A 19,473-nucleotide genomic window follows, 5' to 3' on the forward strand; every position below is an offset into this window, starting at 1 on the left:
CCTCCTATCCGCCTCAGGCGAACACGGAACCATTGATTTTTGTAGGACTGCAAAGGTAGGGAATTTTAAATATTTATCAAATAAAAATCTGTTTTTATTGCAAAACACCCATCCCTTCCCGGCAATCACCGATCCCTTATCTTTGTCCCTCAATATCGTAACCATGAACGTAACGCAACGCATCCCGGAATCGGAAATGATCCTCAACAGCCGCGGCGCCGTATATCATCTTGATGTGCGCCCGGAAGAACTGGCCCACACCATTATCACCGTTGGCGACCCGGACCGTGTACAACAGGTAAGCCGCCATTTTGATAAAGTGGAAGCAACATTCCAGCACCGGGAGTTCGTTACCCATACCGGCTATATCGGCAGCAAACGCCTCTCTGTGGTATCCACCGGTATTGGCACAGATAATATCGATATTGTGCTGAATGAGCTGGACGCCCTGGTAAATATCGACTTTAATGACCGTACCATTAAACAGGACCTCACCCGCCTGCAGATCATCCGCCTGGGAACCTCCGGCGCGCTCAATGAAAACATCCCGGTAGACGCTTTTGTCGTATCCTCCCATGGCCTGGGCCTGGATAACCTGCTGCCCTGGTATGCGTTTGAAAATACAGCGGAAGAACGCGCATTGCTCAATGCCTTCCGCGAACAGGTAAGCCTGCAGCCTGGCAGCTGTAATCCCTACCTGGTCACCGCAGCCCAAAGCCTCGCCAGCCGTTTCACCACCGGCTATCACGCAGGTATCACCGTTACCTGTCCCGGCTTCTATGCCCCCCAGGGCCGCGCTTTAAGGGGCAGGCTCTCCCACCCGCAACTACTGGAGCAGCTAACGGCTTTTCACCATCAAACTGACCGTATTACCAATTTTGAGATGGAAACCGCCGGTATTTACGGCATGGGCCGCGTACTGGATCACGATTGCCTCTCTATCAGCACCATCGTGGCCAACCGTATCCGCCAGGAATTCAGCAAAGACGCCGGCGCCGCCATAGACCGCATGATCACGCAGTCCCTGGAGATCATCTCCCAATTATAATAAACAAAGCTATTTCCAACATATAACAGCCCCCCCCCATTAGCACATCCGCACATCATTGCTTATCTTTGCCCCGCTATGAACCTCCACTTCTATAAATACCAGGGCACCGGCAATGATTTTGTGATCATGGATAACCGGGATGGCCGTTATGATGCGCTTACCAATCAACAGGTACACGATCTGTGCCACCGGCGTTTTGGAATTGGGGCGGATGGCTTAATGCTTCTCAATACCCAGCCAGGCTACGATTTTGGCATGAAATACTATAATGCAGACGGCAACGAAAGCAGCATGTGCGGCAACGGTGGCCGCTGCCTCGTGGCCTTTGCCCGTAAAATGGGCCTGCGCCAGGATACCCTCCGTTTCCTGGCGGTAGACGGTCCTCACGAAGCCTCCTTTAAAGGCGACGATTGGGTGAACCTCAAAATGCAGGATGTAGACTGGGTAGAACAGGGCAACCTGTACTACTACCTCAATACCGGATCCCCCCATTTTGTAAAGTATGTGGACGATGTACAGGCCATAGACGTATTTGCAGATGGCCGCCAGATCCGCTATAACGACCGCTTTGCACAGGAAGGTACCAATGTGAACTTTGTACAGGCCACGGATAACGGCATCTTTGTACGTACCTACGAACGGGGCGTGGAAGATGAGACCTACTCCTGCGGTACCGGCGTAACTGCCGCTGCGCTTACCTCCGCCGGGACAGAAGAAAAAACATACCGCATCCCCGTACAAACACTCGGCGGCGGACTGGAAGTATTGTTCACCAAAACAGGCGAACGCTCCTACCGCGATATCTGGCTCTGTGGCCCGGCTACCCTGGTGTTCGAAGGGAACGTCACCATTTAAAGACAGAACCGCCTGCGCCTTTAGTTAAGGAATGATTAATAATCCTTACCCCTTATTAATTATGCAGGCTTACTGATTAATTATTCTACCTTTGCGCCCGGATGATCCAGTATTTCATAAATAAGGAAGGCCGTACAGTAGAAATACATGAACCGGAAAACGGAGCATGGGTGAATATTGCGCCGCCCCTGAAACAGGCCGAGTTTGAACAACTGTCAGAAGAACTGGATATCCCCCTGGACTTCCTTACAGACTCCCTGGATATTGATGAAAAATCACGTTACGAGCTGGAGGACGATGTAAAGCTGATCGTAATCAAAACCCCCACGGAAAACAATTCCATCAACGAAAGCGACGCCTACTACATCACCATCCCCATTGTGATCATCCTTACCCACAACCAGATCCTCACCGTTAATTCTTTCGATAACGCCGCTATCAAAAAGTTCCTGAACACCTTCCATAACCGCCACCCCGAAAAGCGGAATATGATGGTGCTGAAGATCTTTGAGAAAGTGGTAATGAACTTCCTGGATTACCTGAAGGAGATCAACCAGCGCCGCAACCAGCTGGAGCAAAAGCTGTACGATAGCAACCGTAACGAGGAGCTGCTGTACCTGATGCGGATCCAGAAAAGCCTGGTGTACTTTGTAACTGCGCTGCGCAGCAATGAGCTGGTGTTAATGAAACTGGAGCGTACCAATTTCCTGGGCCTGAACGAAGATGAGAAAGAGTTCCTGAATGACCTGATCGTAGATACCTCCCAGGCATTGGAAATGGCCAACGTATATACCAACATCCTGAGCAGCACCATGGATGCTTTTGCCAGCATCATTTCCAATAACCTTAACCTGGTGATGAAACGCCTTACCTCCATCACCATCGTGCTCACTTTTCCCGTGTTGGTATCCAGTATCTATGGCATGAACGTAGATATCCCCTACCAGCACTCCCCCCATGCTTTTTATATCCCCGTGATCTTGTCCATCGTTATCTCTGTGATCATGAGCTGGTACTTCATGAAAAAGAAATGGTTCTGATCCCATCCCATTCACCATCTATCCGCTCAATTCATCTGCACATCCGCACATTAGCACATCCGCACATCATTCATTATCTTTACCCCCGCTTTTAATTAAGAAACTATGGCTTGCTTTAACGTGCGCGTATACGGTATTATGATCAATGATCAACGTCAGATCCTGGTAAGTGATGAATACATCCGTGGCGGTTACTATACCAAATTCCCCGGCGGTGGCCTGGAGTTTGGAGAAGGTACGCTGGAATGTATCATCCGCGAATGGCAGGAGGAGCTGAGCCAACAGGTAGAAGTAGTAGAACATCTCTATACAACAGATTTCTTCCAGATCTCCGCCTTTGATAACACCTCACAGATCATCTCTATCTATTACCTGGTAAAGCCTACGTCCCCGTTTACTGCGCCTATCCTCAGTCAGCCATTTGATTTTGAGATCCCCGAAGGCGTTACAGAAGTAGAAGGCGTACGCTGGATCAACTGGGACGAGTTCTCCGCACAAAGCGTTACCCTCCCCATCGATAAGGTAGTGGCAGACATGATCAAGGTTAAATACTAGTACTTACACAAACACCATCAAGATCCCCTCCTGCTGCGCCCCGTTTGCAGTAACTGCGCCATCTTCCGTGCGCCTATTTCGTATATCCGCACCCCTGTTTTTCCCCCTTCAATAAACTACATATACAAAGCTTCCGCGATCGACTCAGCAACACATTATCCTACACATTAATAAAAATAAAATTCATTATATTAATTTATAATTTCTATTTTTCTATACAGAAGTGAACAAGATAAAATTACTTGTACAAGTAGCTATATATCAACCAACATCAACCAAAATCTAATCTAAACCCTACACGCATGTTAAAAAAGTTAATGTGTATACTTTTCGCGACCCTATTAGCGAATTTCAGCTCTTTTGGACAAGTTTCACCCGTTTCCGGCAAAGTACTGGATGAAACAGGCGTTCCGCTTATTGGCGCCACCGTCGTTGAAAAAGGGACCAGAAGCGGCACCGTCACCCAACCAGACGGCTCCTTTAAACTATCCGTAAAAACCAACGCCAGACTTGTAGTATCCGCCATCGGTTTTGCCACCCAGGAAGTACCCGCTGGCCCCAATCTCCTCATCCAACTGCATCTCGATACCAGATCCCTTGGCGAAATAGTGGTGACCGGCGTAGGCGTAGCTACCAGTAAAAAGAAACTGGCCTTTGCCGTAGAATCTGTTACCGCGGATAAGTTACCGCAGGCGCCTACGGCCTCCGTAGACCAGGCCCTGGTGGGTAAGATACCCGGCGCGCAGATCTCCAGTACCAGCGGCCTGCCCGGCGCCCCGGTGAACATACTGCTCAGGGGTGTTAATACCATCAACGCACAGGGCCGCGGTACCACGCCCATGATCATGCTGGATGGGATACAGTTAAGCGCTACCTCCCTTAATAGTATTGATCTCAACGCCATTGAGCGCGTAGAAGTGGTACAGGGCGCAGCCGCTGCTACCATCTACGGCGCACAGGGCGCTAACGGGGTTATCCAGCTGTTCTCTAAAAAAGGTAAACCGGGTAAATTTAATGTGGATGTATCTTCCAGCATCTCCCGTAACGAGATCCTGAACGTGGGCGGCCTGCGCAAATCCAGGCTGCATAATTTTGCCACCAATGCCGCCGGCGATGTGATAGGCTCTTCCGGCGCGCCGCTGGCATGGGACCCTAACACCGGCGTGTATACGGAAAATCCCATCTACGACGCTCTCGACCCGGAAGGCAAGGCAGACAAACCTTTTAACAGGAACCTGCAATACTATGATCATTTCGATATGTTCTTCCGCCCCACCACTACCTACAACACTTCCATTGTGGTATCCGGCGCCAGCGAAAAAATAGACTATGCCTTTTCCGTATCCAATAACCACCAGGAAAGCATCTTCAAGGACAACGGCGGCTTTGACCGCAGCAACTTCTCCGCCAACATCGGCACGGAGCTGTACAAAGGCCTCCGGTTCAGAAGCACTACCTATCTAGTGTACACCAAAAACACCATAGAGAACCAGAACGTGATCTATGCCATCAATAATGCCCGCCCCTTTGCTAATTATGACCAACGCATGAGCGATGGCAACTTTGCCGATTACTACGGCGATGCGGTGGGCGTTAACGCGCAGAACCCAAACTTCTTCAGCCAATATTCGGACGCATCAGGTAATAAGGTAGATTTGTTCCAGACATTTAACCTGAATTATAAACTCCCCCGCTTCCTCGAACTGGACGCAAAATATGGTATCAACTACCAGCGGAACGATTCTACCTTTACCTATGCGGACCAATCTGCCAACCTGAATGTGATCAACCAGGCTACCTGGTTATCCAATTACAACAACACAGACGCTACCGGCGAAATGGCCGTTTACAACGTAAACGTGTTCTTCCAGCACTTCACCGGCACCGCTACCTTCAGTACAGATCTCGAAAAGGATTTTGGGTTGAACATCCCCATCAGAACTACTACCATGGGCGCTTTTGACTGGCGCTACAACAAGTTCAAACAATATATTTCGCATGGCGAAGGCACGCCTTCTTTTTCGCCGTTTACCCTGAAGGATTTTGCTACGCGGAATATAGACATGGACTTCAAGGAGCCCTTTGTGACCTTTGGTTATGTAGTGAACCAGCGTATTGAATATGGCGATATTGCCGGCATTTCCGGCGGTTTCAGAAGTGATTATTCCTCCGCATTTGGCCGGGGCTCTAAACCCTTCACCTTCCCCCGGGGCGATGCCTATATAAGGCTCTCCTCCTTTAATTTCTGGCAGCAGGCAGGCGTAGACGGTATTATACCGGAGTTTAAACTGCGCGCCGCATATGGCGAAGCCGGTATCCAGCCCGGCCCTTTCCAGCGTTATACGGTGGTAACGCCCCGCAGCGCAGGCGCCGGCAGCGTATTATACCCCGCTCCTGCCCAACGTAACCCAGACCTGGATGTGGAGGTGTCAGAGGAGTTTGAAGCCGGTACAGACATCACCTTTAATATATTAAAGAACGACTGGCTAAAAAATGCTAACCTCTCCGTTTCCTATTGGAAACGCAGCACCAATAACGCCATCTATGATACGGATGCGCCGGCATCATCCGGTACCGGTACCCTGGTGGCGAACGCCTTCTCCCTGGCCTCCAAAGGCTGGCAGGCCTCATTGAACCTGGCCGTGTTGTCCGCCAAAAGCTTCTCCTGGGACTTTACCACCAACTTTGGTAAACAATCCTCAGAGATCACGGAAGTAAGCGGCAATCCCGTGGTGATCCTCTCCTCCGCCGGCAGCACCAACTACACACTGGCGCCCGGTTTAAAGGTGGGCCAGATCTTTGGCAATAAAGCCATCCACTCACTGGATGCCGTAGACGCTAATGGCAACCGTTACATTCCGGAGGCGGATAAAGGCAAGTATGAAGTAGCCAGCAACGGGTACGTGGTAGACAAAGCCACCAAACAGCCTATTTTCACGCCGGAGAAAACCAGCTTCGGCGATCCTAACCCGAAGTTCAACATGTCCTTCATCAACTACTTTTCCTTTAAGGAATTTATCACCTTCTCCATGCAATGGGATTGGGTGGAAGGCAGCCATCTTTACAACCAGACCAAGGAATGGATGTACCGCGATGGTATCCATAGCGATTATGAAAAGCCTATCACCATCAATGGCGAAACAGGCGCCTGGACGGCATTCTACAGAGGCGTTTACCAGGCGCAGGGCAATAACGGCACCAAGGACTATTTCTATGAAGATGCTTCCTTTATGCGTTTAAGGAACCTCTCCCTGGGCTTCGACTTTGCCCGCTGTTTTCATATAAAGGGCATCCGCAAACTACAGCTGGTACTTACCGGCCGCAACCTGGTCACCTTTACCGGCTATACCGGCATGGACCCGGAAGCAAGCTCCGGCACCGCCAACTCCCCCTGGGACCGTGGTACAGACCATAACACCCTGCCCAACTACAAGTCTTACCAGGTAGGCCTCAACCTGGGATTTTAATGCTCACCTTAAACGCACACAATTATGACCACTATCAATAAACGAACCTTTCCTATTATACTCGCCCTGCTCTTTGCCTGCAAAAGCCAGCTGGATGTAAGTGATCCCAACCAGCCCTCGCCGGAGAGCGCCCAAACGGAAAAAGGCATACTTGCCCTGGGCCAGGGCATCTACGTAAGCGGCTTCTATGATCTCAAGTATTTCGACGGTGTAATAGGCCGTTTCTGGTCCGGCGCTATCGGCTTTCATGAGCAGATGGGCGATGTAATAGGTATGGAGGCCGCCAATGAATATATGAACCAGCTGGGCTGCCCGGATAAGGTAACCCTGGACAATGGCAGTGTTGTATTAAGCCCCGGCTTTCCTGCCAGGCAACTGGCGCTGATAAGGGCCATCAATAGTAACGGGGAAGCCGGTCAAAACCCGCTCTTCTATGAATGGGCCTATATGTACCAGCTCAATAAAAGCTGTAACCTGGTACTGGCTTCGCTGGATGCGGTGCCCTTCTCCGGCGACGCCAACACAAAAAGAGCAGTTATCAGGGCATGGGCCTACTGGTGGAAAGGATATGTGTATTCCCGCATCGGCTCTATGTATTATGCCGGCATTGTGAATGATGCGCTGGATGTGGTGGACAATCCCACCTCCACCAACAACAATTACCTGTCAAAAGAAGCCATGATAACAGCGGCCAATGCCAAGCTGGATACCGCCGCCATGATCCTCAATGGCCTTACAGCCAATGCGGATTATAATGCGGCCCTCAGCAAGCTTATTCCCGCGTTTTACCAGGTAGGTAAGGGCGGCGTGCTGGCGCCGGATGTATGGATCAGGAATATCAATACCCTCAAGGCCCGCAACCTGCTCGTAAATACCACTGTAGACGCTATGCCGGCCAGCCGCTGGGATAGTATCCTTACCCTGGCCAATAACGGTATCCGCGAAAACGATTTTGTATTCACCGCCCGCTCAGACCAGCAGGGTGATATCATTGCCGCCTCAGACGGTACCGTGGCCGCCCGGGTAGCCAGTACCGCGCCTGGCGCCGGCGGGTATAAAGTAAGTGAAAGACTGATCCAGGACTATAAACCCGGCGACAAACGCCTGGAGAACAACTTCATTACCGGCACCACCTGGATAGGCAATGCGGACAGGGGCAACTCCTTCAACACCAACCACGCATTGGTAGATGGCGGCAAAGGCCTGGCCGGCGTAATTATATACAGTAATAAACAGGTAGGCGCCGCAGAATTATACCTGGCAGGCACCTGGGAAGAGAATGAGCTCATGAAGGCAGAAGCTATGATGTATAAGGATAATTTCAGCCCCGCCGCCATTACCGCCGGCATGGCCTTGATAGATGAAGTACGCAATGGCCAGGGCGCCGGTTTGCCCGCTACCGTGGCCGCCACCGCTGCTGCCGCTAAGGAAGAGCTGCGTAAGGAAAGAAGGGTGGCCCTTGTATTCCGCGCCCTCTCCTTCTACGATGCACGCCGCTGGAAAGTGATCGACCCTGTTGCCAAAGGCGGCGGCCGCACCGGCTGCGTGGTCATCGACAAAAGCGGTAACATCCATATTAACGCTACCATCGAATACAGCTTCCTTGACTATTGGGACGTACCGGACAATGAGCTGGCTAACAACCGCCCTTCGTCCGGCAGCGCAGCTGTAAAGAATCCCCGCACAGACTGATGCGTGGAGTAAAGATGGATTGACACGAACAAAAAATGAGCGCCACACTTTTCTAAGTACGGCGCTCATCCTTTCTATCTGTAGTAACATATTATCGCTCCATTGCTCCCGCTTTCATCTTCGCGGTGAGCTCCTTGCCAAAATACCGCTCAATCCCCATTTCTACCAGGTAAATTACCGGCGTAAGTATAATAGCCATGGTGAATTTATAGGTATAGTTCACGATGCCAATGGCCAGGATCAGCTGCCAGGGGAATACGCCGCTAAAGGCGATGAACAGTACGATATAACTGTCTACAAACTGGGACACAACCGTGGAACCGGTGGCGCGCAGCCATACATGTTTTTCGCCGGTGCGCCGCTTAATATGGTGAAACACCGTCACATCCACGATCTGGCTCACCAGGAAGGCCACCAGGCTGCCCACAATGATACGCATACCCTGTCCGAATATACCGCTAAAGGCAAACTGCATATTAGGTACGCCGTTCTGCGCCTGGCTGCTTACCCAAAAATCCGCCGGCGGTACGCCAATAGCCAGGTAAAACATCAGGAACGCATAAGAGATCAGCGCCACCGCTGTATAGGAAATACGGCGCACCGCCTTGGCGCCGTAATATTCATTCACAATATCCGTCATCACAAACTCCAGCGGCCACAACAGAACGCCACAGGTAAGGCTAAACGATAAATTGTCCTGCCCAAACAGTGAAAAGGAGGGTATTTTGAGGTTAAACACACTTTCCAGGATCGCATTCAGGGAAAAGATCTTTCCGCCTATACATTCCGCTATCAGCGCGTTCGCCACAAAAAAACAGGAAAAGATCACGAATAGCTTGGTGGGCTTGTCTTTCAGGATATTACTAATCATACGAGTATTTGAACGATCAATATTATAATGTTAAGGATAAGCAGGTAACCGGGTAGCTCTTTCCACGTAACCTTGTTAGCCAGCAGCAGGATGAATGCCAGCAGGATAGTTAGGATATTCACAGGCATGGCCACTATATAGCCCAATACCACCATATGTTTGAACACTCCTGACAGATCTCCGTGCCGCTCCGTAATACGTAAAAACCACCCCACGAGGTAGCAAAGATTGCATATAAATACGAATTTCAACAAAAATTTAACAAGACCCATAAAGGCGAAAATAGTAACCGAAAATAATATATTTGCTACTTATCCTTTTAAAGCACACCATTAAATATGAAGAACAACCGGCTGAAGGCGTTGTTGCCACATCTGATAGCAGTAGTTGCCCTCCTGGTACTGGCGGTACTGTATTGCAAACCAGCGCTGGACGGCAAAGTATTGAGCCAGAGCGATGTTACGCAATGGACGGCCATGGCCAAGGAATCAAACGATTATAAGGCTACACACGGCATTACGCCGCTGTGGACCACCTCCATGTTTGGCGGTATGCCTACCTACCAGCTTTCTATGGAAACTGGTTACTCCTTTGGCAGCATTATACCCACCATCCTCACGCTGGGCCTGCCAAAGCCCATTAATGTGCTGTTCCTGGCGGCCCTTTGTTTCTATTTCCTGTGTGTTGTGCTGGGGGCCCGCTCCTGGATAGGATTCCTGGGCGCGGTGGCCTATACCTATTCCAGTTACGATCCCATCATCATCAGCGCGGGTCACGATACCAAAATGCTGGCCCTGGCCTATCTGCCGGCGGTAGTAGCAGGTATTGTGCTTATCACCCGCAAAAGATATATACTGGGCGGCGCTATCGCGGCCCTGTCGATCACCTACCTGATCTCGGCCAACCACCTGCAGATGACCTATTATTTCTTCCTGCTGCTGGGTGTTATTGGCATTGCTTACGTGGTATACTGTATCCTGCATAAAGAGATCAAACACCTGATCATCAGCGCGGCGGTACTGCTGGGCGCTGTAGTATTGGGCATGGGCTCTAACGCCACTACCCTGTGGACTACCTACGAGTACTCCCACGCCAGTAACCGTGGCGGTAAATCAGAATTAACGCCGCTGCCCGGTACAGAAGGCCAGAAAACATCCGGCGGCCTGGATAAGGACTATGCCTTCCAGTGGAGCTATGGCAAACTGGAAACCCTTACCCTGCTGGCCCCCAATATCTATGGCGGTAGTTCCGGCGGATCCCTGGGCACCAATTCAGAAACCTATAAGGTCATGACCGGCATGGGCTACCCTGCCCCCCAGGTAGAACAAATGATCAAATCCTGGCCTTTATACTGGGGCGATCAATCTGCCTCCATAGGCACTGCCGGTCCGGTATACTTTGGCGTAGTTATATGTTTACTGGCGATCTTAGGCCTGTTCATTGTACGCTCCTGGCATAAATGGTGGCTGATAGGCGTAAGCGTATTTGCCATTTTCCTGGCCTGGGGCAGCAACCTGCAGGCTTTCAACTACTTCCTGTTTGATCACCTGCCTTTATACAGCAAGTTCCGCGCCCCGGCGCAAGCGCTGGTGATCCCGCAGCTTACCTTTGCCATCCTGGCTGTAATGGCCCTCAATGAACTGGTAACAGGCTCCCTGCCCAAAGCAGCACTGCTGAAACACGTTAAATGGAGCGGTATGATCGTTGGCGGCCTGCTGGTGATATTGTTGCTTATCTCCGGCTCCATGTCCTATACCAACGCTACCAATAACCCGGATAAACCCGGCGGCGATGACTACTTCCGCATGCAGATAACACAGGCCACGCAAAACAATGCCACGGCTACGGATAGTATCATGAAAGCCCTGCGGGAGGACCGCGAATCCCTGTACCGCAACGATGTGCTGCGTTCCCTGCTTATTGGCGGTATCGCTTTTGCCCTGCTCTGGTTCTTCCTCAAAGGCAAAGTGAATCCGAATCTCCTCATCGGCGGCATGATCGTGCTGGTGATGTTTGACCTGCTGCAGGTGGACCAACGCTACCTGAGCAACGACGATTTTAAGGACGCCAATACGTACAGTAGTTATTTCCAGCCCTCGCCTGCAGATCAGCAGATCCTGCAGGATAAGGACCCGTATTACCGTGTATACAATACCACCAGCCCCAGCGGCCCGTTCTCCGATGCGATGACCTCCTACTTCCACAAAAGCATAGGCGGTTACCACGCGGCTAAGCTCCAGTTATACCTGGACCTCATTGAGCGCCAGATCTCTAAGAATAACATCCAGGTGCTGAACATGCTGAACACCAAATATGTGATCCAGCAAGGCCCGGACGGACAGCCGGTGGCACATCGTAATCCGGACGCACTGGGTAATGTATGGTTTGTAAAACATATCCAATGGGTACCAAACGCAGATGCGGAAATGGGCGCTCTGGACCACATCAACCCGAAAGATACAGTCGTGATAGACCAGCGCTATAAAGCAGACGTAAAAGGCGAGCCTGCCTATGATTCCACTGCCAGCATCCGGCTCGTTGCCAATGACCTGAATAAGATCTCCTACAGCTATAAGGCCTCCACACCGCAATTTGCGGTATTCTCTGAGATCTATTATGAGAAAGGCTGGAAAGCGTTCATCGATGGTCAGCAAGCGCCTTATGCCAGGGTTAACTACGTACTGAGAGGCATGCTGGTACCCGCAGGCAGCCATACTATTGAGTTCCGCTTTGAACCAGCGTCTTACTACACTGGCAATAAGATCACGCTTATAAGTTACCTTGTTATGTTCATCGCATTAGCAGGCGGTATTTTCATCAGCATACGTAACCAGAAAAAGCAACAACAACCGGCAGCTGCATAATGCGTATACTCGGCATTGTATCATATAAATACCTGCCCGCCCGTACCGGTGGAGAGATATGCATAGCAGATTTTCATGCATACCTGACCAGGTATTGCGAGCATACGGTGGCTTCCGTAGAGGCCAACAGGCCGGAAAGCCCCCTGCCCTACAAACTATGGCCGGCGTTTTCCAATAGCCCTTTCCGCTATATGGATCCGCGTAATATCAGTACCCTGGCGGCCGCCATACGGCAACAGGGCGTCCAGATCCTGCATATAGAGCATCCTTATACCGGCTGGCTGGCCGTGCTGCTCAAAGCGCGTACCCGCTGCAAACTGGTGGTACATTCCCGTAATATAGAGGCAGACCGTTTCCGCAGCTTAGGCAAGTGGTGGTGGCCCCTGCTTCGTGCCTATGAAGGCTGGGTACACCGCCAGGCCCATCACAGCTTCTTCATTAGCCAGGAAGACGCTGACCGGGCCATTGCCCTTTACAGGCTCGCGCCTCAGAAAGTGAGCGTGGCTACATTCGGCGTTACCCCGCCCGCTACCCCGCCAGACCGGGACTTACTGCGCCCGCAGATCTGCGCGGCACACGGCATACCGGAAAATAGCATCATCTATTGCTTTAACGGGGCCATGGGCTACCTTCCCAACCAACGGGCCGTACGTGTGATACTTACGGAAATATACCCGCTGCTGCAGGCGCATCCGGATCATCCGTATGTGATCATGATCAGCGGAAAAGGATTGCCGGAAGAGCTGGTACAACAAATAACCGCCACCAACGGTAAAGTGATCTACACCGGCTTTGTGCCCAGCATAGCAGAATACCTGGTAGCGGCGGATGTTTTTATCAACCCCGTGATAGAAGGCGGCGGCATAAAGACCAAGGTAGTAGAAGCGCTTTCCTACAATAAAACAATTGTATCCACTGCCAGCGGGGCCATGGGCGTAAATACCGCTGTATGCGGCGATAAGCTGCGGATAGCGCCGGATAAGGACTGGCATCAGTTTGTACGGCTCATGAAACAGCATGAGAACATCACCGATCCAACACCGCCCGCTTTCTTCGATTACTACAGCAATGATAACATTGCCCGCGGCGCAGCAGCCACCATGCAAACATTGATCTAAGCTTATTACATAAACAAAACGGCCGTCCCCTGTCTGGAGACGGCCGTTTTATTTTAATACTTATGTACCGCTATTGTGCCACCACGATCCCTTTGCTCCGGATCGCCTTACCATCGCTCCACACGATCTTATAATAGCCGTTGGGTATACCGCTCAGGCTTAGCTGTGTTTTAACAGTACCCGGCGCTATCACCGCTGTTTTGATCACATGCCCCAGCAGGTCTGTTACCTGTAATAAAGCGCTGCCGGTTATAGCCGGATGCTCTACCCAGGTATAACCCGCGGCGGGGTTGGGGTATACTTTTACATCACCCGTAACTGCTGATGCAGAAGATATCTTTTGAGGCCCCGCCAAACGCGCACCCTGTGCCAATGGCGAGGGTATATAATTGAAGAAACTACCAGGGAAAAAGCCACCAGCCGTTATCACAACTATAGGTCCCGTTTCGCCCTGTCCAACCACCGCTATGATCATATTGGGAGAAACAACCTGGAAAGACGCAGCGGGCTGGTTATTGAAGCGTACCTGTGTACTGCTGCCGGGCATAAAATTGGCCCCGTTAATCGTAACAATAGTACCTGGCCCTCCACTTTGGGGCGAGGCAGAAAAGATCACCGGTGCGGGAATCAATCCCAGCCAATTATAGCTAGCAGTTCCCGTTGGGGCAACTACCTGTATGGTAATGTTAGTACCCTGCAGGTTAAACGGCACAAAGACCCTGATCACAGAATCAGCCTGCACATAAAAACTGGCCGCCATTCCGCTGAAATAAACGGCTGTTGTACCGGTAAAGTTTTTCCCATAGATGTAAACCTGAGCTCCGGCAGCGGCTGCATAGGGATTCAGTTGCGTAATTGTCGGCGGTGGTAAATAGGTGAAGCCGCCCAATTGATTACTGCCGTTAGCGGTGACTACTGTCACAGCGCCGCTGGCGCCCTGCCCCACCGTTGCAAGGATAACCCCGTCAGACTGTACGCTGAATGAGGTAGCGGCAACGCCGCCAAAACGTACCGCCGTAGCGCCCGTAAACCGTTTGCCGGTGATCGTTACCTGTGTGCCTGTTGCCGCAGATGCAGGACTGATCTGGTTGATAAGCGGCAGGTTATGGCCAAATACAAACCCGCCCTTACTACCTGTTCCATTCACCGTAGTAACGGTTACCGGCCCGCTGGCGCCGCTGCCCACTTTTGCTGTAATAAGCCTTGCTGACTGAAACGAGAACGAGGCGGCCGGTGTTCCTCCAAACGTCACGGCGGTAACGCCGGCAAAGTTAGCGCCATTAATAGTGACAGTAGCGTCCTCCGTACCCAGCGTTGGTGTAAAGGAAGTGATAACCGGTACATACTGGTAGGTAAATCCATCCTTGGTGGCGCTTTGGCCATTATCTGCCGTTACGGTAACAACGAGCGGCGTACTGCTGAAACCATCAATACCCACCACTGCTTTAAGCTCCGAAGATGACACCCTTATAACAGAAAGGGCGGGTATATTTCCGAAGCGCACATTGCTTGACAACAGCCCTGTGCCTACGATCGTAACGGTATCGTATGGTTTGGCGGCCGTAGGGCTGAATGACGATATTTTAGGTAACCATCCAAAACTGGAGGGAAGGTTGGTTATACCCACTTGTGTGGCCACAACGACATCCCCACCCGTTCCGTGTTTGGATACCACCGCTTTTATGATCGTGTCTGATACTACAATAAATGACGACGCCAGCGTATCCCCAAAAGTTACGCCTACGGCGCTGGTAAAATTGATCCCTTTAAGCGTAACGGTATCCCCACTGGCAGCCATACTGGGCGTAATGGATGTAAGCACCGGCTGCCCCGCTTTAGTAGCCTTATTCCATATGATGGTGATCATGCTGGTAAATGGCTCTGTAGTAGCGGCCCCTATCAGGTCCGGCCGGCCATCTCCATCCAGGTCGCCCGCGGCAATACCACCCAATACTGCAGCAGAGAAGTCCGTCCGGGCCGCAAAAGCCAGGCTTCCTGCGCTGCTGTTATTCTTAAATACTGAATAAACATTATTGCTGGCCGCTATCAGGTCCGCCTTACCGTCGCCGTTATAATCGCAAACAGTTACGTCAATAGCGGGTCCCGCTGTGGCATAACTTACCGCTGCATCAAAACTTATAGTGCCAACGCTGCTGGTATTACGGAAAACAGCTACACCATTGGCCGTACTGACGATCACATCCGGCCGGCCGTCTCCATCCACATCGCCGCTTACAACAGTTTGCGCCGTGCTGTCTGCCGTCAATTCCATCCTGTCACTGAAAGAAACCATGCCAGACGCGCTGGAATTCCGTACTACAGAGATCAGGCGGGTGCCTGCATTCACAACGGCGGCATCTGCCCGCCCATCTCCGTCAAAATCATCTAATGCGAGAGAGGAAGCACTGTCATATACAGGCGTGCTCACTGCTGAGTCAAAGCTGAACGCAGACCCCGTGGTAGTATTCCTGAAAACAGCCAGCCGGTCATCACTCAGTAGTATCACATCCGGCTTTCCGTCACCATCAAAATCCCTTATCCGTACGCCGGTGGGTCTACCGTTTACAGGCACGCTGGTCGTGGTAAAAGAGAACGGAGCTTCAAAAATGCTGGTGTTTCTCTGCGCCACAAATACATTCGATTGGCTATACGTTGACACTATGTCCAGCCGGGTGTCACCGTCCAAGTCTCCCACGTCGGCGCTTGTTAGCTGACCGGCCACAGGCGCATTTAGATGCTGCTTTACCGCAAAACTGATAAGACCATGATCGCTGATGTTCCTGCTTAAACTAATACCGTTGGGATCAGGTACGATCAGGTCCGGAAAACGGTCCGAATCAAGATCTCCCAGAAGAGGCCTTTTAAGAACACCGGCGCCCATCACCCAATAAAAGTTAAATTTAAAGGATGCATTTGTCAGAACGGTATCCGTGCCATCAAAGGTCGGCATAAAGGCCCGGCGGGTATACGCGGTGCTGCCATTTACGGTTACTGCAATAGGCGCATAAGTGGCGCCCATCGGCACGTATACCACAATCGAATCGGCCGTTACCGTTCTTAAAGCCGCCCGTACCGCACCAAAATAAACGTTAATGTTTTGTCCTGACGTTGGCTTAAGATTACTTCCACGGATCGTCACCAACGTTTCGGGCTTACCGGAAGCAGGATTAAAATCAGTAATGCTCGTTTGGGCAAAAAGTGAAGCGGTAATTAAAAAAGATGTGAACAAAGCACAAATAAACTTCCATATAGGTGTAGGAAGTGGGTACAAACATTTCATAGTAGGGTTTATTTAAATTCGCATAAAGATAAATAACAATTGATCGCCAAATTATATTTGTCGTCCAAAATACTACATTCGTGGTACCGTCAACTTATCTCTGAAAATCCAAAACGCTCCCCTACAATACTTTATAAAAATGCGGCCTGTTACGTATGATCGTAGGCGTTAATGCCCATAACCGCAGCATATTCCCCGTAAATTTAGCCGCCTGGCCCCAGTATTTAAAAGGATTCCTGCCATGAAACAGGTTATCAAAAAAGCTGCACACAAAAAACACCGGCACAGCAAACGTATAATTCAGCAGCAATACCAGGAACCATAATACCCCATATTGCTTACGTACGCGTAAATGATTGGATACCATCAGCTGCAGGCCCTTGCGGCTATACAGGTCATAATAGCCCTGCCCCGTGGCGGCAAATGTGGCATTGGCGGTTGCCCCCTGCAGGTGTATCACATGCAGGTCTCCATATACCACCAGTTTGCCCACCCGCATAATACGGCTGCACCACTCCGTTTCCTCCGCATACAGGAAAAAGTCCTCGTCCATCAGGCCGGCCTGCTGTATGGTAGCCTTTTTTACCATCAGGAAAGCCCCGTTGATCCAGTCCACCTCCTGTGCGGCGCCGGCTGCTTCCACACTGGGCGCTTTGGTTTTCATGGCAAAGGCCACGCTGCGCAGCAACCTGCCCCAGTAAGGCAAAGGCAGTAAATGATTCAGTCCGCCTTTCATAAAATAGGCGCCGGTGATCTGGGGGCTACCGTCTTCATTCAACAGCTGTACGCCGCAGGCAGCTACGCCTAACGTATCTCTGAAGCGCTGTACGCAACGGTCCAGCGCACGGTCCAGCACAATCGTATCCGGGTTCAGGAGTAGCAGGTGTTCGCCTTGCGCAATACGTAAACCGGCATTATTGGCACGTGCAAAACCGGCATTATTATCCATCTGTACCCACCGTACCTGCGGAAAAACCTGCAGGATCACCTCCCGGCTCTCATCCTGCGAATGATTATCCACCACAATGATCTCATAGCTAAGATCCTGTGTTTCTGCGATAACGGAGCGTATACAACCGGTAATAAGCTGGTAACTGCGATAATTGACAATGATAATGGACAGCTGCATGGGTTGCAAAATAAATAATATCTTTAAACCTTAATCACCAGCCAAGCTATATGAGCGAAGTCAGGAAAAAGAGCCTCGTAGCAACAGTATATATCTATATCGGTTTTGTTTTCGGCGCCATTAATATATTTTTATTCTCACGGTTCTTTTTGCCGGAACAGTATGGCCTCACCCGCGTGCTCCTGGACCTCACCATCCTGTTTGCCAGTATGGCCGCCCTTGGTTCTCCTACCCTGCTCACCAAGTTCTACCCTTATTACCGCGACCGGTTGCCGGCTAAAAACATAGATCTGATCGTGCTGGCCCTTGCAGTGGGCACGGTTGGCCTTATACTCCTTATTATAGGCATCCTGGCGTTTAAACCGCTGATCATCCGTAAATTCTCCGGTAAATCGCCCCTGCTGGTGGATTATTTCTATATGGTTATTCCGCTAACCATGTTCCTGGTATATTTTACTATACTGGAAGCCCATGCCTGGAACCAGTTCAGAAGCGTAGTCTCCAACCTGTTCAGGGAAGTGGTTTTCCGTATCGCCAACCTGGTGATCATTGTGGCCTACCTGTTGCACTGGATCAGCTTCCACACCTTTATCGTCCTTTTCAGCTGCCTGTATATTGTCTGTTTCCTTGGGCTGCTGACTTATATGCTGTATAAGAAAGAGCTGCCGCTCAGTTTCCGTATTAGTCCCTTAACACGGCGTTTATGGAAAAAAATGACGCCTTATGTGCTTTTTATCCTGGGTGGCAATATTGTGTTAATGCTCAGCCAAACCATAGATGGGATCATTATCAGTAGTATGCTGGGTCTGGAATATACCGCTGTTTTTGCGCTGGCCAGCTATTTATGTACGGTCATTGTAGTGCCGCAACGCAGCGTGGTAAGCCTGGCTTTTCCCATTGTGGCAAGGGCGTGGAAAGAGCGGGATATGGCCAAGCTGGAAGATGTTTACCGCAAATCCTCCATTAACCTGCTGCTGATAGCCGCCTTCCTGTTCACCATTATCTGGATCAATTTTGACGACGCGCTGACGGTACTGAAACTGGATCCCCTGTACCGCGAAAGTAAACCTGCCCTGCTATTCCTGGCCCTGGCCAAGATAGTGGAGCTGGGCACGGGGGTAAACGGACAGATCATCATCACCTCCCGTAAATGGAAGTTTGAACTGTACTCCAATATTATCCTGCTGATATTTATGCTGCCGGTGAATTATATCCTCATCAAATATTACGGGTTGATAGGCGCCGGTATTGCCAGCTTTCTGTCGCTTACCCTGTTCAATACCATCCGCTTCCTGTTCCTGCAGCGTAATTTTCAGCTGCAGCCCTTTACGGCTAAGACCATTATGGCGGTAATATTACCGGTGGCGGCCTATTTCCTGATCGTATACCTGGTAAATATCCCCAATCCCTGGCTCAACATCTTTGTACGCTCCGTGCTTTTTGTAGGCATATATGCCTTTGCCGTGTTCAAATGGCGGATCTCTGAAGATGCTATCCAGGTATTCCACACCCTCCGCGGCCGGGTAGCCAGGATGCGTAGGCGCTGATAAG

The 19,473-nt window shown here is 50.8% G+C and carries 13 protein-coding genes; 9 read left to right on the top strand and 4 right to left on the bottom strand.

From position 1 onward, the window contains the following. Window positions 1-97: 97 nt before the first annotated feature. From F0L74_RS23265 to F0L74_RS23290, 6 genes are all read left to right on the top strand, one after another. Window positions 98-1,048 carry a nucleoside phosphorylase gene (locus F0L74_RS23265; RefSeq protein ID WP_246197792.1) on the top strand — a complete coding sequence of 317 codons (951 nt, stop codon included), beginning with the start codon at window positions 98-100 and terminating at the stop codon, window positions 1,046-1,048. A gap of 78 nt (window positions 1,049-1,126) precedes the next feature. Further along, entirely contained in the window at window positions 1,127-1,906 is a 780-nt protein-coding gene (gene dapF, locus F0L74_RS23270) for a diaminopimelate epimerase (protein ID WP_149840310.1), read from the top strand. 101 nt (window positions 1,907-2,007) lie between these two features. Next, entirely contained in the window at window positions 2,008-2,946 is a 939-nt protein-coding gene (locus F0L74_RS23275) for a magnesium transporter CorA family protein (RefSeq protein WP_149840311.1), read from the top strand. Window positions 2,947-3,051: 105 nt separating this feature from the next. Then, window positions 3,052-3,501 (top strand): NUDIX domain-containing protein, encoded by a 450-nt coding sequence (locus F0L74_RS23280; protein ID WP_149840312.1) that lies wholly within the window; start codon window positions 3,052-3,054, stop codon window positions 3,499-3,501. A 302-nt stretch (window positions 3,502-3,803) separates the two neighbouring features. Continuing rightward, complete coding sequence (locus F0L74_RS23285; protein WP_149840313.1) at window positions 3,804-6,968, top strand: SusC/RagA family TonB-linked outer membrane protein; 3,165 nt, start codon at window positions 3,804-3,806, stop codon at window positions 6,966-6,968. Between the two features lie 24 nt (window positions 6,969-6,992). After that, on the top strand, window positions 6,993-8,660 hold the full coding sequence (locus tag F0L74_RS23290; RefSeq protein ID WP_149840314.1) for a RagB/SusD family nutrient uptake outer membrane protein: 1,668 nt from the start codon (window positions 6,993-6,995) through the stop codon (window positions 8,658-8,660). Window positions 8,661-8,751: 91 nt separating this feature from the next. Here F0L74_RS23290 and F0L74_RS23295 read toward each other — a convergent pair whose 3' ends face one another. Then, window positions 8,752-9,531, bottom strand: coding sequence for a queuosine precursor transporter (locus F0L74_RS23295; protein ID WP_149840315.1), 780 nt, complete (start codon window positions 9,529-9,531; stop codon window positions 8,752-8,754). After that, a complete protein-coding gene (locus tag F0L74_RS23300; protein WP_149840316.1) occupies window positions 9,528-9,746 on the bottom strand; it encodes a hypothetical protein in 219 nt (72 codons plus the stop codon). Before F0L74_RS23300 ends, F0L74_RS23295 begins: the two co-directional genes overlap by 4 nt. A gap of 123 nt (window positions 9,747-9,869) precedes the next feature. Between F0L74_RS23300 and F0L74_RS23305 the strand changes: the two genes are divergently transcribed. After that, window positions 9,870-12,395 carry a YfhO family protein gene (locus tag F0L74_RS23305; protein ID WP_149840317.1) on the top strand — a complete coding sequence of 842 codons (2,526 nt, stop codon included), beginning with the start codon at window positions 9,870-9,872 and terminating at the stop codon, window positions 12,393-12,395. Further along, complete coding sequence (locus tag F0L74_RS23310; RefSeq protein ID WP_149840318.1) at window positions 12,395-13,513, top strand: glycosyltransferase family 4 protein; 1,119 nt, start codon at window positions 12,395-12,397, stop codon at window positions 13,511-13,513. The genes F0L74_RS23305 and F0L74_RS23310 overlap by 1 nt, the downstream gene beginning before the upstream one ends. 70 nt (window positions 13,514-13,583) lie before the next feature. On the opposite strand, the gene F0L74_RS23315 is transcribed toward F0L74_RS23310, so the two are convergent. Further along, window positions 13,584-16,793: an IPT/TIG domain-containing protein gene (locus tag F0L74_RS23315; protein ID WP_149840319.1), complete on the bottom strand. Its 3,210-nt coding sequence runs from the start codon at window positions 16,791-16,793 to the stop codon at window positions 13,584-13,586. Window positions 16,794-16,914: 121 nt separating this feature from the next. Next, window positions 16,915-17,922 carry a glycosyltransferase family 2 protein gene (locus F0L74_RS23320; protein ID WP_149840320.1) on the bottom strand — a complete coding sequence of 336 codons (1,008 nt, stop codon included), beginning with the start codon at window positions 17,920-17,922 and terminating at the stop codon, window positions 16,915-16,917. Window positions 17,923-17,972: 50 nt separating this feature from the next. On the opposite strand from F0L74_RS23320, the gene F0L74_RS23325 reads away from it, so the two are divergent. Next, complete coding sequence (locus tag F0L74_RS23325) at window positions 17,973-19,469, top strand: lipopolysaccharide biosynthesis protein (protein ID WP_149840321.1); 1,497 nt, start codon at window positions 17,973-17,975, stop codon at window positions 19,467-19,469. Window positions 19,470-19,473: the final 4 nt, after the last annotated feature.

This window comes from Chitinophaga agrisoli, assembly GCF_008386695.1.
Lineage (GTDB): Bacteria > Bacteroidota > Bacteroidia > Chitinophagales > Chitinophagaceae > Chitinophaga > Chitinophaga agrisoli.

Excerpts from the sequence above, each read along its gene's own strand:
- dapF (WP_149840310.1), top strand. The coding sequence starts at position 1,127 with ATGAACCTCCACTTCTATAAATACCAGGGCACCGGCAATGATTTTGTG.
- F0L74_RS23275 (WP_149840311.1), top strand. The coding sequence starts at position 2,008 with ATGATCCAGTATTTCATAAATAAGGAAGGCCGTACAGTAGAAATACAT.
- F0L74_RS23280 (WP_149840312.1), top strand. The coding sequence starts at position 3,052 with ATGGCTTGCTTTAACGTGCGCGTATACGGTATTATGATCAATGATCAA.
- F0L74_RS23285 (WP_149840313.1), top strand. The coding sequence starts at position 3,804 with ATGTTAAAAAAGTTAATGTGTATACTTTTCGCGACCCTATTAGCGAAT.
- F0L74_RS23290 (WP_149840314.1), top strand. The coding sequence starts at position 6,993 with ATGACCACTATCAATAAACGAACCTTTCCTATTATACTCGCCCTGCTC.
- F0L74_RS23295 (WP_149840315.1), bottom strand. The coding sequence starts at position 9,531 with ATGATTAGTAATATCCTGAAAGACAAGCCCACCAAGCTATTCGTGATC.
- F0L74_RS23305 (WP_149840317.1), top strand. The coding sequence starts at position 9,870 with ATGAAGAACAACCGGCTGAAGGCGTTGTTGCCACATCTGATAGCAGTA.
- F0L74_RS23310 (WP_149840318.1), top strand. The coding sequence starts at position 12,395 with ATGCGTATACTCGGCATTGTATCATATAAATACCTGCCCGCCCGTACC.
- F0L74_RS23315 (WP_149840319.1), bottom strand. The coding sequence starts at position 16,793 with ATGAAATGTTTGTACCCACTTCCTACACCTATATGGAAGTTTATTTGT.
- F0L74_RS23320 (WP_149840320.1), bottom strand. The coding sequence starts at position 17,922 with ATGCAGCTGTCCATTATCATTGTCAATTATCGCAGTTACCAGCTTATT.
- F0L74_RS23325 (WP_149840321.1), top strand. The coding sequence starts at position 17,973 with ATGAGCGAAGTCAGGAAAAAGAGCCTCGTAGCAACAGTATATATCTAT.